Source organism: Devosia sp. MC521, assembly GCF_014127105.1.
Taxonomy (GTDB): Bacteria; Pseudomonadota; Alphaproteobacteria; order Rhizobiales; family Devosiaceae; genus Devosia.
Window position 1 is genome coordinate 3,742,489 of sequence record NZ_CP059902.1, and the last position, 16,471, is coordinate 3,758,959.

Annotated in this window: 15 protein-coding genes and 2 tRNA genes; 13 read left to right on the top strand and 4 right to left on the bottom strand. The window is 57.6% G+C overall.

The features are described from left to right. The first annotated feature begins 99 nt into the window (after positions 1–99). From H4N61_RS18055 to ugpC, 6 genes are all read left to right on the top strand, one after another. Positions 100–1,395, top strand: a complete 1,296-nt coding sequence (locus tag H4N61_RS18055; RefSeq protein WP_169194316.1) for an extracellular solute-binding protein — start codon at positions 100–102, stop codon at positions 1,393–1,395. A 44-nt stretch (positions 1,396–1,439) separates the two neighbouring features. Further along, positions 1,440–2,360, top strand: a complete 921-nt coding sequence (locus tag H4N61_RS18060) for a sugar ABC transporter permease (RefSeq protein ID WP_169194513.1) — start codon at positions 1,440–1,442, stop codon at positions 2,358–2,360. Further along, on the top strand, positions 2,350–3,237 hold the full coding sequence (locus H4N61_RS18065; protein WP_349236469.1) for a carbohydrate ABC transporter permease: 888 nt from the start codon (positions 2,350–2,352) through the stop codon (positions 3,235–3,237). Before H4N61_RS18060 ends, H4N61_RS18065 begins: the two co-directional genes overlap by 11 nt. A gap of 77 nt (positions 3,238–3,314) precedes the next feature. Continuing rightward, positions 3,315–4,331, top strand: a complete 1,017-nt coding sequence (locus H4N61_RS18070) for a Gfo/Idh/MocA family oxidoreductase (RefSeq protein WP_169194315.1) — start codon at positions 3,315–3,317, stop codon at positions 4,329–4,331. Then, on the top strand, positions 4,328–5,407 hold the full coding sequence (locus H4N61_RS18075) for a Gfo/Idh/MocA family oxidoreductase (RefSeq protein ID WP_169194314.1): 1,080 nt from the start codon (positions 4,328–4,330) through the stop codon (positions 5,405–5,407). Before H4N61_RS18070 ends, H4N61_RS18075 begins: the two co-directional genes overlap by 4 nt. A gap of 14 nt (positions 5,408–5,421) precedes the next feature. After that, positions 5,422–6,483: a sn-glycerol-3-phosphate ABC transporter ATP-binding protein UgpC gene (gene ugpC / locus H4N61_RS18080; protein ID WP_169194313.1), complete on the top strand. Its 1,062-nt coding sequence runs from the start codon at positions 5,422–5,424 to the stop codon at positions 6,481–6,483. 72 nt (positions 6,484–6,555) lie between these two features. Here ugpC and H4N61_RS18085 read toward each other — a convergent pair whose 3' ends face one another. The 3 genes from H4N61_RS18085 to H4N61_RS18095 form a co-directional block, all read right to left on the bottom strand. Further along, entirely contained in the window at positions 6,556–8,697 is a 2,142-nt protein-coding gene (locus H4N61_RS18085; RefSeq protein WP_182394624.1) for a catalase, read from the bottom strand. 190 nt (positions 8,698–8,887) lie between these two features. Beyond that, a tRNA-Gly gene (locus tag H4N61_RS18090) sits at positions 8,888–8,962 on the bottom strand. 73 nt (positions 8,963–9,035) lie between these two features. Next, a tRNA-Gly gene (locus H4N61_RS18095) sits at positions 9,036–9,110 on the bottom strand. Positions 9,111–9,306: 196 nt separating this feature from the next. On the opposite strand from H4N61_RS18095, the gene H4N61_RS18100 reads away from it, so the two are divergent. Genes H4N61_RS18100 through H4N61_RS18110 form a run of 3 tightly spaced genes read left to right on the top strand, consistent with a single transcriptional unit; the run spans position 9,307 to position 11,151 of the window. Further along, positions 9,307–10,248, top strand: coding sequence for a co-chaperone YbbN (locus H4N61_RS18100; protein ID WP_182394625.1), 942 nt, complete (start codon positions 9,307–9,309; stop codon positions 10,246–10,248). 7 nt (positions 10,249–10,255) lie between these two features. Then, entirely contained in the window at positions 10,256–10,924 is a 669-nt protein-coding gene (locus H4N61_RS18105; protein ID WP_169194310.1) for an LON peptidase substrate-binding domain-containing protein, read from the top strand. Then, positions 10,924–11,151: a Trm112 family protein gene (locus tag H4N61_RS18110; RefSeq protein ID WP_169194309.1), complete on the top strand. Its 228-nt coding sequence runs from the start codon at positions 10,924–10,926 to the stop codon at positions 11,149–11,151. Before H4N61_RS18105 ends, H4N61_RS18110 begins: the two co-directional genes overlap by 1 nt. On the opposite strand, the gene H4N61_RS18115 is transcribed toward H4N61_RS18110, so the two are convergent. Beyond that, positions 11,148–12,368 carry an FAD-dependent monooxygenase gene (locus H4N61_RS18115; RefSeq protein WP_169194308.1) on the bottom strand — a complete coding sequence of 407 codons (1,221 nt, stop codon included), beginning with the start codon at positions 12,366–12,368 and terminating at the stop codon, positions 11,148–11,150. The genes H4N61_RS18110 and H4N61_RS18115 overlap by 4 nt on opposite strands. 288 nt (positions 12,369–12,656) lie before the next feature. Between H4N61_RS18115 and H4N61_RS18120 the strand changes: the two genes are divergently transcribed. From H4N61_RS18120 to H4N61_RS18135, 4 genes are all read left to right on the top strand, one after another. After that, positions 12,657–12,995: a P-II family nitrogen regulator gene (locus tag H4N61_RS18120; RefSeq protein ID WP_169194307.1), complete on the top strand. Its 339-nt coding sequence runs from the start codon at positions 12,657–12,659 to the stop codon at positions 12,993–12,995. A gap of 25 nt (positions 12,996–13,020) precedes the next feature. Continuing rightward, on the top strand, positions 13,021–14,379 hold the full coding sequence (locus tag H4N61_RS18125) for an ammonium transporter (RefSeq protein ID WP_169194306.1): 1,359 nt from the start codon (positions 13,021–13,023) through the stop codon (positions 14,377–14,379). Positions 14,380–14,706: 327 nt separating this feature from the next. Continuing rightward, positions 14,707–15,045, top strand: coding sequence for a P-II family nitrogen regulator (locus tag H4N61_RS18130; RefSeq protein ID WP_169194305.1), 339 nt, complete (start codon positions 14,707–14,709; stop codon positions 15,043–15,045). 18 nt (positions 15,046–15,063) lie between these two features. Next, positions 15,064–16,395 (top strand): ammonium transporter, encoded by a 1,332-nt coding sequence (locus H4N61_RS18135; RefSeq protein WP_169194304.1) that lies wholly within the window; start codon positions 15,064–15,066, stop codon positions 16,393–16,395. Positions 16,396–16,471 lie beyond the last annotated feature (76 nt).

A 16,471-nucleotide genomic window follows, 5' to 3' on the forward strand; every position in this document is an offset into this window, starting at 1 on the left:
GTTCTTCTTCATCTTGTAACCAGTTAGTGATTTAGCGACGGGAGGTCGCTGGTCATTCGCCAATCCCACTCCGGGATTGTGCACTTTGGGAGGATAAATATGACTATTCGTCTCGATAGACGTCAGTTTCTTATGGGCTCGTCCGCTCTCGCCGCTGCTGGCGCTCTGGGCCTAAGCCCAGCCTTCGCACAAAGCGCGGGCCTGCGTCAGTTCTTCTGGGGCGGTCAGGCGCGCGCCGACCGAACCTATGGCGTCAACGACCTGTTCAAGGCCGCCAATGGCGCAGAGGTTGATTCCAGCTTCCTCGGCTGGGGCGACTACTGGCCAAAGCTGGCCACTGAAACCGCAGGCGGCAATTCGCCAGACATCGTCCAGATGGACTATCGCTTCATCGTTGAATACGCCAAGCGCGGCGCCATTGCTCCGCTCGACGAATATGTCGGCAATCAGCTCAAGCTCGACGGCTTTGATGCCGACCAGCTCGAAGGCGGCAAGGTTGACGGCAAGCTCTACGGTATTTCGCTGGGCGCCAACTCGGTGGCCCAGCTGGTCAACGTCGCAGCTTTTGAAGAAGCCGGTATCGATCTGCCGAACCGCGACACCACCTATGATGACATCCGCGCCATGGGCGAGGCATTCCTCTCCAAGAATATCCGCGGTGGCATTCGCGTTATCGCTGACGGTTCGGGCTCCGAGCCAATGCTCGACAACTGGCTCCGCCAGAAGGGCCTCGCGCTCTACACCGCTGATGGCAAGCTCGGCTTTGATGCCGACGCAGCGATCGAATGGTTCACCTTCTGGAACCAGATGCGCGCCGACAAGATCTGCGTTGACGCCGAAACTCAGGCGCTCGACACCAATGGTCCGCTCGAAACAACCATGGTCGTGATGGGCAAGTCGGCCATGATGCCGTCGAACTCTAACCAGCTCGTGGGCTTCCAGGCGCTGATGACCGACAAGGTCACCATCACCAGCTATCCGCGTATTGCAGCGGGTGTTGGCGGCGGTCACTACCGCAAGCCATCCATGTTCTTCTCCATCGGCGGCTCGTCCAAGAACAAGGAACTGGCAGCTGAGTATCTCTCCTACTTCATCAACGATCCTGAAGCAGGCAAGATTCTCGGCGTCGAACGCGGCATTCCGTGCATTCCGGGCGTCCGCGAAGCCATCGCGCCGACCCTGAATGAACAGGATCAGATCGCGCTCGATTTCGTTGCCAACCTTGGCGATCTCTTGGGCGCTCTGCCTCCTCCTCCACCAGCCGCTGCTGGCGAAATCGACATCTCCGTGCTGCGTACGCTCAGCCAGGAAGTCGCTTTCGGCGCACGCACGCCAGAAGACGCCGGCCAGTATTTCGTCACTGAAGCAAGTGCCGTTCTGGCGCGTCAGGCCTAAAACCTAGGGGACCGTATATGGCCACGCAGGTTGATACGAAACATATGACTTCGGCAGCCCGCGTGGCCGCCCCATCGGTGTGGCGGGGGATATGGGAAAACCATGCCCCCGGCTACCTCTTCCTTTTGCCTTGGTTCATCGGCTTTTTGGGCCTGACCATCGGGCCGATTCTGACGTCTCTCTATCTCAGCTTTACCCATTTCGATCTGCTCACCGCCCCACGCTGGGCTGGGCTCGATAACTACACGCGCATGTTCACCAACGATCCGAAGTTTGCCGCCTCTATGCGCGTCACCTTCGTCTTCGTTATCTTCTCGGTGCCGCTCAAGCTCGCCTTTGCGCTCGGCGTCGCGCTGCTGCTCAATCGCGGCATGAAGGGGCTCTCGATCTATCGCGCGCTGTTCTATCTCCCGAGCCTTTTGGGTGCCTCCGTTGCGATCGCCATTCTTTGGCGTCAGATTTTTGCCGGCAATGGTTTGGTCAATCAGGTCCTCGCCAATTTCGGCATTGAAGGCCCAAGCTGGATTTCCAATCCGAACACCTCGCTGTGGACGCTGATTATTCTGGCCGTCTGGCAGTTTGGCTCGCCCATGATCATCTTCCTCGCTGGGCTTCGTCAGATCCCGCAGGATATGTATGAGGCGGCAAGCCTTGATGGTGCGTCGCGCTGGCGTCAGTTCTGGAAGATCACCCTTCCCATGCTGACCCCGGTGGTGTTCTTCAACGCCATTATCCAGACCATTGAAGCCTTCAAGAGCTTCACCCCGTCCTTCATCATCTCGGGCGGCACAGGCGGTCCGATCAACTCGACCCTGTTCTATACGCTCTATCTTTACAACGAGGCCTTTGGCTTCTTCCGCATGGGCTATGCCTCGGCGCTCGCTTGGGTGCTGCTGATCATCGTCGCTGCGTTTACCGCCTTCTCGTTCCTCACCTCAAAGTTCTGGGTGCACTATGACGACTGATGCAGACCGTCTCACCGTCGTGACCTCGACGTCACCGACCCGCAAACGCATCATGTCGGTTGTGGCGCATGGCTTGCTGATCACTGCGTCGATCATCATGCTCTACCCCTTGCTATGGCTTCTTGCGGCGTCATTCCGCCCTGAGAACGAGATCTTCACCTCGGGCATTTCGGTGCTGCCGAGTCTGAATTGGAGCATTGATAGCTACTTCCGTGGCTGGAATGGGTTGCGCGTTGGCTTTGGCCAGCTCTTCCTCAATTCCTTTGTCATCTCCGGCCTGTCGGTGATCGGCAATGTCATGGCCTGCTCGCTGGCCGCCTTTGCCTTTGCGCGCCTCGAGTTCTTTGGCCGCAACTTCTGGTTCGCCATGATGCTGATGACGCTCATGCTGCCCTATCAGGTCACCCTGATCCCGCAGTATGTGATGTTCCTCAACATGGGCTGGGTGAACAGCTTCCTTCCCCTCGTCGTGCCAAAGTTCTTGGCCGCCGACGCCTTCTTCATCTTCCTGATGGTGCAGTTCTTCCGTGGCATCCCCAAGGAGCTTGATGAAGCCGCGCGTATGGACGGGGCAGGGCCGTGGCGCATCTATTGGAAGATTCTTCTTCCCTTGAGCACGCCGGTTCTGGCGACCGCCGCGATCTTCACCTTCATCTGGACCTGGGACGATTTCTTTGGCCCGCTGATCTATCTTTCCGATCTGCGCCAATACACCGTCATGCTCGGTCTGCGCACCTTCGTCGATAGCACCGGCCAGTCCGACTACGGCGGCATGTTCGCCATGAGCGTCCTCGCTCTGGTGCCGATCTTCGTCTTCTTCCTCGCCTTCCAGCGCCTCCTCATCGAGGGCATTGCCACCACCGGCATGAAGCGCTGATCGCGGACCTAAATTGCACAGGAGCGGCCACACCCGCCGCTCCTTCCAGACCAAATTGAATTGAGGGTTCTCCTCCAATGACGATTAAGTTTGCAGCCATCGGCGTCAACCACGCCCATATTTACGGGCAGGTCGATTGCCTCAAGCGCGCTGGTGCGCAGTTTGTTGGCTTCTATTCGGCTGAAGACGACCTCGCCGCCACTTTTGGCGCGAAATATCCCGAAGCGCCGCGCGTGTCCGATCCGGCCGTCCTGCTCGAAGACCCGTCCATTCAGATCATCACAACCGCCGCAATTCCCGGCGATCGCGCCGAGATCTGCCTCGCCGCCATGCGCCACGGCAAAGACGTGCTCACTGACAAGCCGGGCATGATTTCCTTTGCCCAGTTTGACGAGATCCGCCGCGTCCAAAAGGAAACCGGCCGCATCTTCTCCGTGCTTTACTCCGAGCACTTTGAAGTTCCGGCTGCGGTCGAAGCAGGCAATCTCATTGCGTCTGGCGCCATCGGCAAGGTGGTCAACACCATCGGCATGGGCCCGCATTCTTTGCGCCTCAACAATCGCCCCGATTGGTTCTTCACCCGCAATCGCTACGGCGGCATTTTGTGCGACATCGCCAGCCACCAGTTCGAGCAGTTCCTGTTCTTCTCGGATGCCATGGATGGCGAAGTGGTGTCTGCTTCCGTTGCCAACCGCAATAACCTACACCGTCCGGGCCTTCAGGATGTTGGCGATGCTCACGTCCGCACGCAAAACACCACCGGCTATGTCCGCGTCGATTGGTACACCCCCGAAGGTCTCCCCACTTGGGGCGATGGACGCCTGACCATTTTGGGCACTGAGGGCTATATCGAGTTGAGGAAATACGTCGATATCGACGGCAAGCCCGGCGATAACCACCTCTTCCTCGTCGATAAAAAGGGCGTCCACTACAAGGATTGCTCTGGCGTCGAGCTGCCCTTTGGCCGCCAGTTCCTCGACGACGTGCGCAATCGCACCGAAACTGCCATGCCACAAGAGCGCTGCTTTAATGCCATGAAAATGGCCCTCAATGCTCAAAATCTGGCCGAGCAAGGCACGGAGTGGGCCCAATGAGCCGCGTCTATAACGTTGCTGTCGTCGGCATGGGCATTGGCCGCAGCCACATTGTCGAAGGCTATCTGACCAATCCCGACAAGTTCAAAGTTTTGGCGCTATGCGACCTTAACGTCGAGCGCATGAATGCGGTGGGCGACGAGTTCGGCATCGAACGTCGCATCACCAATTTCGATGATCTCCTCACCATGGCCGACGTTGATATTATCGACGTCTGCACCCCGCCCATGCTGCACCACCCGATGACGCTGGCCGCCCTCAAGGCGAACAAGCACGTCATCTGCGAAAAGCCGCTGGTTGGTTCTCTGGCGCAGGTCGATGAAGTCATCGCCGCCGAGGCCCAGTCAAAAGGCCGCCTCATGCCGGTCTTCCAATATCGATTTGGCGATGGCGTCGAACAGGCAAAAACCATCATCGACGCTGGCATTGCCGGAAAGCCTTATGTCGGCACCGTCGAAACCCTCTGGCGTCGTGGCCCCGATTATTACGCCGTGCCGTGGCGCGGTAAGTGGGCTACCGAGCTCGGTGGGGTGCTCATGACCCACGCCATTCACCCCCATGACATGTTCACCTATCTCATGGGCGACGTATCCCGCCTCTTTGGTCGCGTCGCCACTCGCGTCAACGACATTGAAGTCGAAGATTGCGTCTCCGCTTCCGTCGAAATGGCGAGCGGCGCTCTGGGTAGCTTCACGGCAACCCTTGGCTCCTCCACCGACATTTCGCGTATTCGTCTGGCGTTTGAAAACGTCACCTTCGAAAGCGATCACGCGCCTTACAATCCCGGCGACAAGCCGTGGAAGATCGAGCCGCGCAATCCAGAAACGGCGGCCAAGATCGAAGCTCTACTAAAAGATTGGAAGCACGTCCCGTCGCGTTTCCAAACGCAGATGGCGCGCTTTTACGATGCGCTAGAAGCCAATGGCCCGCTGCCCGTCACTAGTGCCGACTCTCGTCGCGCGCTGGAACTGGTCACGGCCTTTTACCACTCGTCTTCAACCCACACTGAGGTTGAACTTCCCCTCCGCCCCGATCACCCGCTCTATCAGAGCTGGGTTCCGGCCGCATTCCGCTAACAGGGAGATCCACTATGGCAACCAGCATCGAACTGCGGCAGATTAAAAAGGCCTATGGCGAAGTCCCGGTCATTCACGGCGTTGATCTCACCATCGAGCCGGGGCAATTCACCGTCTTCGTTGGCCCCTCCGGCTGCGGCAAGTCCACCCTCCTGCGCATGATCGCGGGTCTTGAGCCGATCACTGGCGGGGACCTCATCATTGATGGTCAGCGCATGAACGACGTGCCCGCTGCCAAGCGCGGCATCGCCATGGTGTTCCAGTCCTATGCGCTTTATCCGCATATGTCGGTCTATCAGAACCTGGCCTTTGGCCTTGAGACCGCACGCATGCCCAAGGCCGAGATCGAAAAACGGGTGCAGCAGGCCGCGGCGATCCTCAAGATCGAGCCGCTCCTCAAGCGCAAGCCAAAGCAGCTCTCAGGCGGTCAGCGCCAACGCGTCGCCATTGGCCGGGCTATCGTACGCGAGCCAAAGATCTTCCTCTTTGACGAACCGCTGTCCAACCTCGACGCCGAACTGCGCGTTGCCATGCGCGTGGAGATTGCAAAACTCCACAACGACCTTGGCAACACCATGATCTACGTGACCCACGATCAGGTCGAAGCCATGACCATGGCCGACAAGATCGTGGTTCTGCGCGCGGGTATTCTGGAACAGGCCGGCGCGCCGCTCGATCTTTATAACAATCCGCGAAACCTCTTTGTGGCCGGGTTCATCGGTTCGCCGAAAATGAACTTCCTCACCGCCACAGTTGAGAACGGTGCCGTCAAAGCTGCGGGGTCCTCCCTGCTCCTCGGCCGCGACGTCACCGGAACCAAAACTCTGGGCATCCGCCCGGAGCACATCACCATCTCGGAAGGCAGCGGCATCAAGTTCGCCGACGTGCGCGTCGACCTGATCGAGAACCTCGGCGGCCAAACTGTGGTCTATGCCACCACCTCTGATGGTGAAGCGCTCACAGTCGTTCTTGAAGGCCAGCGCGCGGTCGCAATGGGCGCAACGATCACCCTCTATCTCGATCCGAGCAAGGTTCACGTCTTCGACGAAGCTGGAAACGCCATAAGCCAATCCTAGGCCCCTCTACAGGCCCAAAAGTGCCAGCCAAAAGCCCCGTGTATGCCCATCCACGGGGCTTTCTTTTTGGTGTTAGGGCAGGTCACGGACCTTGGGTTCGCGCGCCCAATGACGCACCGGCCCAACCGAGATCAGCTCCTCAATCGGCACAACGCCCTCGTCTTTTTCAACGCGAGCGGCATCGAGCAAGATTTGTGTCCCCTTGCAATGGGCAATGGTTTTGCAATGCGCGAACGCGTCCATAAACCATTGAATTGCGGCACCATTTTTGAGCAGCTTTTCGGCAGCGTCTGGCATGAGGATTGACGCCACAGCATCAAAAATCACCGCAGGCGAACCCTCAAGTTTTCCATCAGCCTTGAGCGTTCCACCCTTAACTGGAATACCGCCAACCTTAGGCGCGACCAAAAACGCTGTCCCGCCAGCGCCTTCGATCTCGCTTTTCAGCTGATCAATACTGGCCTTATCCGACCCTTCGGCGAACAAAATGCCAATCTTACGCCCCTCAAAAGTCTTCTTCGCCTGCTTCTGGATAGAGAGCGCATCGGATGTGCCAAGGTCCACAGGCTCTCTCGCGGCCTTGGATTTTGCGGGCAAATCCATCGCGAGGCCCGCGGCGACACGTTTGGCTAACCCCTCGTCAATATTGCGCAAATTGCTCATGACGCGGACACGCACATGCTCCAGCGTCACCTTCGAGAGCTCGAACACAATCGCGTCGATGAGATGGGCCTGCTCATTCCCGGTCTGGCTTTTGAAGAACAGGCGCGCCTGCGAATAATGATCCGCAAACAAATCCGCGCGCATGCGAAGCTTCTCGGTCGGATCGTTGCGCTCGCCATTCTCGGCGAGCGTTGTAAAACCGCTGTCGAGAGAAGCCCTTGGCCCGGAGTTCTCCCCGGCCTCGTAAAGGCTGTTAGGTTCATAATTCGCGCGACCCTTAGGTACGAGCGTTTGCATCATGCCGTCGCGTTGGAAATTATGGAAAGGGCACTTTGGAGCATTGATCGGGATCTGGTGGAAATTCGTCGTGCCCAAACGCGATTTTTGCGTGTCGAGATAGGAGAACAACCGGCCCTGGAGCAGCGGGTCGTTTGAGAAATCAATGCCGGTAATTAGATTGGATGGCAAAAAAGCCACCTGCTCCGTTTCGGCAAAGAAATTGTCGACGTTCCGATTGAGCGTCATACGGCCAATGATCTCGACCGGAATCTCTTCCTCCGGAATAAGCTTGGTGGCGTCGAGCACGTCATAAGGCTGTTTGGCGGCCCATGCTTCGTCAAAAACCTGCACACCCAAATCCCATTGCGGGAAGTCGCCACCGTCTATTGCTTCAAACAAGTCCCGGCGATGGAAGTCTGGGTCAGCCCCAGCCAGTTTCACCGCTTCATCCCAAGTCGTTGATTCAATTCCTAAAACTGGTTTCCAGTGGAATTTAACAAACGTGCCTTCACCCTTTGCATTGACGAAGCGGAAGGTGTGGACGCCAAAGCCTTCGATCATGCGCAAGGACCGTGGAATGCCGCGATCCGACATGGCCCACATGATCATATGGCTGGTTTCTGGCATCAGGCTCACCCAGTCCCAGAACGTGTCATGGGCCGAAGCGGCCTGCGGATAGCCGCGATCGGCTTCCATCTTAACGCTATGAACCAAATCAGGAAATTTCATTGCATCCTGGATAAAGAACACCGGAATGTCGTTGCCGACGAGGTCCCAATTGCCCTCTTCCGTATAGAGTTTGACGGCAAAGCCGCGTACATCGCGCGGCGTGTCGACCGAACCAGCGCCACCAGCCACGGTCGAAAACCGCACGAACACCGGGCAGCTCGTGCCAGCCTTTTGAAAGAGCTGCGCTTTTGTGAGTTGGGGAATCGCTTTGGTGACTTCAAACACCCCATGCGCGCCGGACCCACGAGCATGCACAATGCGTTCGGGGATGCGCTCATGGTCAAAGTGGAAGATTTTTTCGCGCAGCACGAAATCTTCGAGCAGCGTCGGACCGCGCGATCCGGCCTTGAGACTGTTCTGATTGTCGGGAATGCGATGACCGTGGTTGTCGGTCAGAAAAGCGCTGGGGTCCGCCCCCATGGGAGCCTGCTGCTGTAACTCGCCAGAGTTGCCGCGCTTCTCGTCGGGCGTGAATTGTACTTCGCCGGGTGCGTGCTCATGTAAGCTATTGGAATTAGAAGGAGAGTTTTTCTCGTCTGGCATGGGGTTCTCCGCAGAACAAGGTCTGTCGGGGGCCGCACCGGAATGGTCTCAACAGCGGCACCCTAATCCAAGAGAACTCTTGGGGAGCAGTGCCGTTCCGCCAAAGCCAGGTTCTGGTCAGGAAGTGAACGCCAAACAACAAAAAGGCCCCCGAAGGAGCCGATTTGTTTTGCCAACTATTTCACCGAATTGGAGCGGGCGATGGGATTCGAACCCACGACCCTAACCTTGGCAAGGTTATGCTCTACCCCTGAGCTACACCCGCATTCCGTATCGGTATAGAAGATTTCCTCGCGGAAGGTTATCTTCTGGTCAAAGCCCTAAGGCCTTGAAGTATTTGGAGCGGGCGATGGGATTCGAACCCACGACCCTAACCTTGGCAAGGTTATGCTCTACCCCTGAGCTACACCCGCGCTCCGTTTTTGTTGCCGCGCCTTGTCGTTGCGCCAACGAGGGCTTATATGCCCAATCGCCCGGCTGATTGCAACCCGATATTTTCCGGAGACCCAACTTGTTCAAAGGGCTGTGGGAAACGCTCTTGAAACGCTAGGCGGAACAAGGGAAAAAGGGGTCCAAGGCTTTGTAGCAAAAGCAGAAGAGCAGATTGCCATGACCATGTCGTTTGATGCAGCACCCAGTGCTTCTCGTCCTCCTGCAGAGCTAATCCGCGATGGTAGTGACGCCGGTTTTAAAGCGGATGTGATCGACGCATCCCTAGAGACTCCAGTCCTTGTGGACTTCTGGGCCCCTTGGTGCGGCCCTTGCCGCCAGCTTGGCCCAGCCATTGAAAAAGTGGTTGCCGAAAAGGCCGGAGCCATCCGTCTCGTCAAAATTAATATCGACGAACATCCTCATTTTGCTGGCCAACTTGGCGTCCAGTCCATTCCGGCGGTCTTCGCATTTGCTGGCGGTCGCCCGGTCGATGGCTTTATGGGCGCTATGCCAGAAGGCGAAGTGCGCCGTTTTGCCGAGCGCGTTATTTCGGCTGCGCCTGCAGGACAACCGGCTGCCGATACGCTCGAAAGCCAAATCGCGGATGCTCTCAACATCGCGCAGCAGGCAATTGCCGCTGGCGATCTCCCGCAAGCCGCTGAAATCTTTGGCATGGTTCTCCAGCACGTCCCTGATCACGCTCAGGCGCTGATCGGATTGGCCGGTGTCTATTTGGCCGCCGATGAGCTTGAAGAAGCACGCGCAACCTTGGATGCTGTTCCCGAAGCTGGCCGCACCGGCGACGCTTACAATGCCTTGGTCAATGCCATTCGCCTCAAGGACGAGGCCGCAGGCCTATCCGAATCTGCGGCGCTAGAAGCCACAGTGGCTGCCGAGCCCGACAATCATCAGGCGCGCTTTGATCTCGCCATGGTGCTCAATGCTGAAGGCAAGCGCGTCGAAGCAGCGGAAGCTTTGGTCACGATTTTCAAGCGCGATCGCACTTGGAATGAAGATGCGGCCCGCAAGAAACTGCTCGAGTTCTTCGAGGCTTGGGGCTTTAAAGACCCGGCAACCGTTAAGGGTCGCCGTCTCCTCTCTGCAGCGCTGTTTTCCTAAGGATACTATGCCTACGCGCCCCACAAGCATTGCTGAGCTGCCGCAATCGGTTGCCATCTTCCCGCTGAGTGGGGCGCTGCTGCTGCCCTTTTCTCATCGGCCTCTCAATATTTTTGAGCCGCGCTATATCGAGATGATCGATAAGGCCTTGGGGGGCGATCGCCTGATCGGGCTCATCCAACCAGAAGATATGAGCGAGGAAAGTCCAAAGGGCGAAGTGCCCTTGCAGCAGATCGGCTGCCTTGGTCGCCTCACGCATTTTGAAGACAATGCCGATGGTCGCTATTTCGTTGTTTTGGAAGGGATTTGCCGTTTCCGCCTTGAACGGGAGCTAACGGTCGATACGCCTTTCCGTCAGGCTGAAATTTCTGCTCTCGGCTATGATGCAGATTTCGAGCGCACCTATGGTGAGGGCGCGGTTGATCGCCAGCGCTTCCTCAAAATGATGCGGGACTATGCTGAATTCGCCAATTTTGAACTCAATTGGGAAGAGATTGAGAGCACAGGCACAGCTGACCTTGTCAATTTCTGCTGTATGGTGTCGCCCTATGGGGCCGCTGAAAAGCAGGTCTTGCTTGAAGCGCAAACCCTTCACGATCGTGCGGAGACCCTGATTGCCATGACAGAATACGAAATGGCACGCGGCTCTAGCGATGGCACTGTCTCGGTGAACTAATGGTCAAGGGCGACATCGTTCCGCGCTATGTATTGCATCCGCAAACCCTCGAAATGCTGGTTTGTCCGATGACGAAGACGCGGCTGACCCTGTCGCCCGACAAGTCCGAACTAATTTCGGTCGCCGCGCGATTGGCCTTCCCTATTGTCAAAGGGGTGCCGCTTCTGAGTCTCGACGACGCACGCGCCGTCGAGCTCGAAGAAATTCAGAAACTGCGGTTGGTCTAAAGCGGTATCCCGCTCAAGAGCTTAGGGCCATTGCCGGCAGATGCCGCTCGGATCAAAGCGGATTTCACCGGACCCGCACGGTCGACCAGGCCCAGCCCGAAATCGCGCACCGCTCGAATGGGAGCAATCTCATTGGAAAACAGCCTATTCATGCCATCGGTCACCACGGCCATGGAGGTCGTGTCAAACCGCCGCCAGCTCTGGTAGCGCTCCAGCACGTCTTGTGTTCCGTGGTCGAGGCCGAGGCGCATGGCGTCCACAATGACTTCGGCCAGCGCCGCAACGTCCTTCAGCCCGAGATTAAGCCCTTGCCCAGCAATTGGGTGCACGACATGGGCGGCATCCCCCACAAGCGCGAGGCGTGGCCCGATAAAGCTTTTTGCGAGCTGCAATCGCAGGGGAAAGCCTGCGAGCTTGTCCTCAAGCGTCACCTTGCCCAGCATTGAACCCATAACGGCTTCAATCTCCTCTGCCAGTTGCTCCGGCGTCATGGCGAGAAAGCGCTTCGCCGCTTCAGACGTCTCAGTCCACACCAGTGAAGAGCGGTTGCCCGGCAAGGGGAGGCTGGCAAAAGGCCCCGCAGGCCTAAAATGCTCATATGCGACGCCATCATGAGCCAATTCATGGCTGATCGTCGCCACTAGCCCCGTTTGATTGTAATCGGCCCCCATCGTGTCGATACCGGCTTGCTTGCGCAGCCAAGACTGCGCGCCGTCGGCTGCCACGATCAGCGGCGCGATGAGTTCACGACCATCCTCAAGCGTAATGGTGCTGAGCGATGCGCCTGCATCCCAAGATTGGATTGCGGCCGGTGCAATGACCGAGATGTTCGGCGCAGTTGCCTCGAGCAAGGCGCCGACACTCGCTTGGTTCGGCACCATATGCGCAAAGGGTTCGCCGGGTCCAACTTCGCCATCAAACTGTAGAAACATGGGGCGAGCCAAATCCCCTGTTCCGGAATCCGTAATGCGCATGGCAGTCATGGCCTGCGCATGCGGGGCCATGTCATCCCAGACGCCCAAGACCTCGAAAATGCGACGCACTCCAGCAGCAATGGCCGAAGCGCGGTTGTCTTGCGGAACAGAGAGTGGGCGGCGATCAACGAGGCCAACACGAATTCCTGCAGCTGAGCGCACCAGCGCTAAAGCCAGCGTAAGGCCCACGGGCCCCGCGCCCACGATCAGCACATCAAAACGCTCACAGCTGGACTTTGTCATGAACCACTCCACTTCTGTTCTCGGTTCTGGCCTGCATGTGTGATCGGGGCAAGCCCCCAGCAAGCCCCGGGCCCAAAAAGGGGGCCAAAACACGCGCCTAAATATTAACCGCCATGCCGCGTCGATGCTCAAAAACTAGACGCATGTTAGTCGCCTGGGTCGCCTTAAAATTAGGCGACGTGGTAACACGCTGATTTAAAACGATTTTCTTGCGACGCTCATAGTTGGCATGGCGCTTGAGTCTGAGTTGGCATTCCACACTGCGCCAGATGGCGCCAAGGGGGTAAGATGAAACTCGTTGTTGCCATCATTAAGCCGTCGCGCTTGGAAGAAGTCCGTCAGGCACTGAATTCGCTCGACGTCCACGGCATGACTGTCACTGAAGTCAAAGGCTATGGCCGCCAGAAGGGCCATTCGGAAATCTATCGCGGCACCGAATATGCCGTGCATTTCCTTCCCAAGCTGAAAGTCGAAATCGCTGTCGAAAGTGATCAGGCCGACGCTGTTGTTGTCGCCATCCGCGACGCCGCCCAGACCGGCCGCATCGGCGACGGCAAGATTTTCGTCCTCGATCTGCTTGCAGCGACCCGGATTCGCACCGGTGAAACCGGCGCGTCCGCGCTCTGATCCGCCCTTTCAGGAGAATTATTGTATGATTGCGTTGAACGCTCCTCTTAAGATTGCAGGCGGTGTCGCGCTCGCGACAGCTTTGCTGGCGCTGCCCGCCGCAGCCCAAGATGCAGTTCCAGAAGCCGTTGCAGCCATTTTTGGTGAAGCGACGCTTCACACCCAGTTTATTCTGAACAGTTTCCTGATGTTGTTCGGTGGCATCCTTGTTTTCTGGATGGCTGCTGGTTTTGCCATGCTCGAAGCGGGCATGGTCCGTAAGAAAAACGTCTCCATGCAGCTGCTCAAGAACATCTTGATGTACTCGCTCGCATGTCTTGCTTACTACGTCATCGGCTACAAGTTGATGTACCCCGGCGATGCGTGGATCATCCCGAACGTCTTGGGCGCGCTTGGCATTGCTGTTCTTGAGCCTGTTGGTCTCACTGCAGACGCAGCCGATCTGACCTACGCAACCACCAGCTCGGACTTCTTCTTCCAGGTGATGTTCTGCGCCACTGCAGCTTCGATCGTATCGGGCACTGTTGCCGAGCGCATCAAGCTGGTTCCGTTCATGATCTTTGTCGCGATCCTGACCGCGCTGGTTTACCCAATCCAGGCATCCTGGAAGTGGGGCGGCGGCTTCCTCGACACCAACTTCGGTTTCCTCGACTTCGCCGGGTCCACAGTTGTTCACTCCGTTGGCGGCTGGGCTGCTCTCGCAGGTGCGATTGTTCTGGGTGCTCGTAAGGGCAAGTACAATGCCGATGGTTCAGTGAACCCGATCCCGGGCTCCAACATGCCGCTTGTTGTTCTGGGCATGTTCATCCTCTGGATGGGTTGGTACGGCTTTAACGGTGCGTCGCAGCTGGCAATGGGCACCATTGGCGATATCGCTGACGTTGGTCGCGTTATGGCAAACACCAATGCCGGTGCACTTGGTGGCGCGCTTGCCGCCGCTCTGCTGGCTGGCGTGATGTATAAAAAGGTCGACCTGACCTTTGTGGTCAATGGTGCTCTCGCAGGCCTCGTCTCGATCACTGCTGAACCACTCACCCCAGGCCTTGGCACCGCATCGCTGATCGGTGCTGTCGGTGGCGTTATCGTTGTTCTCTCGGTGCCACTGCTCGACAAGTTCAAGATCGACGACGTTGTCGGTGCGATCCCAGTTCACCTATTTGCAGGCATGTGGGGCACCATCGCCGTCGTCTTCACTAATGCTGACGCCACCCTTGGCGGCCAGTTGATCTCGATCCTTGTTGTTGGTGTGTTCACCTTCGTCATCAGCTTTGCTGCCTGGACCATCCTCAAGGCGGTGATGGGCCTGCGCCCAAGCGCCGACGATGAAGAAGTTGGTCTCGACGTTGCTGAAGTTGGCGTCGAAGCCTACCCGCAATTCAAGTAATTGCCGCGAACGCCGGGCGTGTCTCACGCCCGGCGTTCCCCCCTCTTATTAGCGGCGTGCAGCTCGCGTCCCTCTTGGCCCGCCACAGAGGCTTCCCACTCGCACTGCGCGTGCTGCACACCCCTAATAAGCCCTGCACAAATAATAAGCGCCAAAAGAATATTTCGCTCAGTAATTGTGCAAATTAGATCTCCGTTTTCAGCGGGCGAATTCCCTAACTTCCTAAGTATTTGCTGTTTCTGCAAGATTCTTGTTTCGCTCAATTGGCACGCGACTTGAGTCTCATCTTGTATTCGACACTGCGTCCTGTGACGCGAAGGGGGTCAGATGAAACTTGTTGTTGCCATCATCAAGCCATCGCGGCTGGAAGAGGTCCGGCAGGCGCTCAATTCACTGGATATTCACGGCATGACCGTGACCGAGGTGAAAGGCTATGGGCGCCAGAAAGGGCACTCGGAAATCTACCGTGGCACTGAATATGCCGTGAATTTCCTGCCCAAGCTCAAAATCGAAATCGCCGTTGAAGACGATCAGGCGGACACCGTCGGCGCGACCATCCGCGATGCCGCCCAAACCGGCCGTATCGGCGACGGTAAAATCTTCATTCTCGACCTGCTCGCTGTCACCCGTATTCGCACCGGCGAAACCGGCGCATCCGCGCTTTAATCACTCCTGGAGACCAAGATGAAATCATCAAAACTTTTTGGGAGTGCGGCGTTAGCCTCCCTCTTCTTAGCCTTGCCGGCCCTCGGGCAGGATGCCGCCCCCGCTGAAATGGTGGAAGTCGCAACCATCGACTCTGGCGATACCGCATGGATGATTGTTTCGACCCTGTTGGTCATCCTGATGACCATCCCGGGCGTGGCCCTGTTTTACGGCGGGCTGGTGCGTTCGAAGAACATTCTCTCGGTGATCACCCAAGTCTTCGGCGCCTTCTCGATGATCGCGCTGCTGTGGGTCGCTTTCGGCTATTCCCTAGCCTTCTCGGGTCCCAGCGAAGGTGGATTGTCGGCGTACATCGGCGATCTCTCCAATCTCTTCCTCGCCAACGTCACACCCGACTCGGTGTCAGGATCAATTCCAGAACTCGTCTTCGTTGTCTTCCAGCTGACGTTCGCTTGTATCACCGCGACGCTGGTTGTCGGCGGTATTGCTGAACGCATGAAGTTCGGTGCTGTGATGGCGTTTCTCGCCATCTGGTTTGTCTTCTCCTACCTGCCGATTGCACACATGGTGTGGTCTGGGGCCGGCCTGTTCTTCAACATGGGCGCGCTCGATTTTGCTGGTGGCACGGTCGTCCACATCAACTCCGGCGTTGCTGCACTGGTCGCGGCCATCGTACTTGGGCCGCGCCTTGGCTACATGAAAGAGCCAATCGCTCCACATAACCTCGTCTTCACCTATGTCGGTGCTTGCCTTCTCTGGGTTGGTTGGTTCGGCTTTAATGCTGGTTCGGCTCTGGGTGCGAACGGGCTGGCCGCTCAAGCCTTCCTCAACACCATCACGGCTCCTGCTGCGGCTGGCATTGCCTGGGCTGTCGGCGAAAAAATCACCCGTGGTCATGCCTCGTCGCTGGGCTTTGTTTCGGGCGCCGTTGCGGGCTTGGTTGCCATCACTCCGGCAGCGGGTTTTGCCGGTACCTTCGGCGCGATCGTACTCGGCGCTGTCACCGGCTTTATCTGCCTGTGGGCCGTTGTGACCCTCAAGCCATTGCTCAAATACGACGATAGCCTTGACGTCTTCGGCATTCACGGGGTCGGCGGCATCGTTGGCGCTATCGGCACAGCCATTGTCGCAGCACCCTCCCTCGGCGGGTTTGGTGCGGAAGGCTATGACATGTTTGCGCAACTCGGAACGCAAACGCTGGCCGTGCTTGTGGCAATTGTATGGTCCGGCGTGGTGGCCTTTGTCGCAATCCTGATCGTGAAAGCGATATTCGGCGGCATCCGCGCTTCGGAAGCTGCAGAAATCGATGGTCTCGATCTCTCGAGCCATGGCGAACGCGCTTACAACTAAGCTCTTGGTGGCCGGAGTGATCCGGCCACCGAGACTTGTCAGTGGCGTGCAGCTCGCGTCCCTCTTGGCATCAAGA

Coding starts and splice junctions, on each gene's coding strand:
- H4N61_RS18055 (WP_169194316.1), top strand. CDS start 100: ATGACTATTCGTCTCGATAGACGTCAGTTTCTTATGGGCTCGTCCGCT.
- H4N61_RS18060 (WP_169194513.1), top strand. CDS start 1,440: ATGACTTCGGCAGCCCGCGTGGCCGCCCCATCGGTGTGGCGGGGGATA.
- H4N61_RS18065 (WP_349236469.1), top strand. CDS start 2,350: ATGACGACTGATGCAGACCGTCTCACCGTCGTGACCTCGACGTCACCG.
- H4N61_RS18070 (WP_169194315.1), top strand. CDS start 3,315: ATGACGATTAAGTTTGCAGCCATCGGCGTCAACCACGCCCATATTTAC.
- H4N61_RS18075 (WP_169194314.1), top strand. CDS start 4,328: ATGAGCCGCGTCTATAACGTTGCTGTCGTCGGCATGGGCATTGGCCGC.
- ugpC (WP_169194313.1), top strand. CDS start 5,422: ATGGCAACCAGCATCGAACTGCGGCAGATTAAAAAGGCCTATGGCGAA.
- H4N61_RS18085 (WP_182394624.1), bottom strand. CDS start 8,697: ATGCCAGACGAGAAAAACTCTCCTTCTAATTCCAATAGCTTACATGAG.
- H4N61_RS18100 (WP_182394625.1), top strand. CDS start 9,307: ATGACCATGTCGTTTGATGCAGCACCCAGTGCTTCTCGTCCTCCTGCA.
- H4N61_RS18105 (WP_169194310.1), top strand. CDS start 10,256: ATGCCTACGCGCCCCACAAGCATTGCTGAGCTGCCGCAATCGGTTGCC.
- H4N61_RS18110 (WP_169194309.1), top strand. CDS start 10,924: ATGGTCAAGGGCGACATCGTTCCGCGCTATGTATTGCATCCGCAAACC.
- H4N61_RS18115 (WP_169194308.1), bottom strand. CDS start 12,368: ATGACAAAGTCCAGCTGTGAGCGTTTTGATGTGCTGATCGTGGGCGCG.
- H4N61_RS18120 (WP_169194307.1), top strand. CDS start 12,657: ATGAAACTCGTTGTTGCCATCATTAAGCCGTCGCGCTTGGAAGAAGTC.
- H4N61_RS18125 (WP_169194306.1), top strand. CDS start 13,021: ATGATTGCGTTGAACGCTCCTCTTAAGATTGCAGGCGGTGTCGCGCTC.
- H4N61_RS18130 (WP_169194305.1), top strand. CDS start 14,707: ATGAAACTTGTTGTTGCCATCATCAAGCCATCGCGGCTGGAAGAGGTC.
- H4N61_RS18135 (WP_169194304.1), top strand. CDS start 15,064: ATGAAATCATCAAAACTTTTTGGGAGTGCGGCGTTAGCCTCCCTCTTC.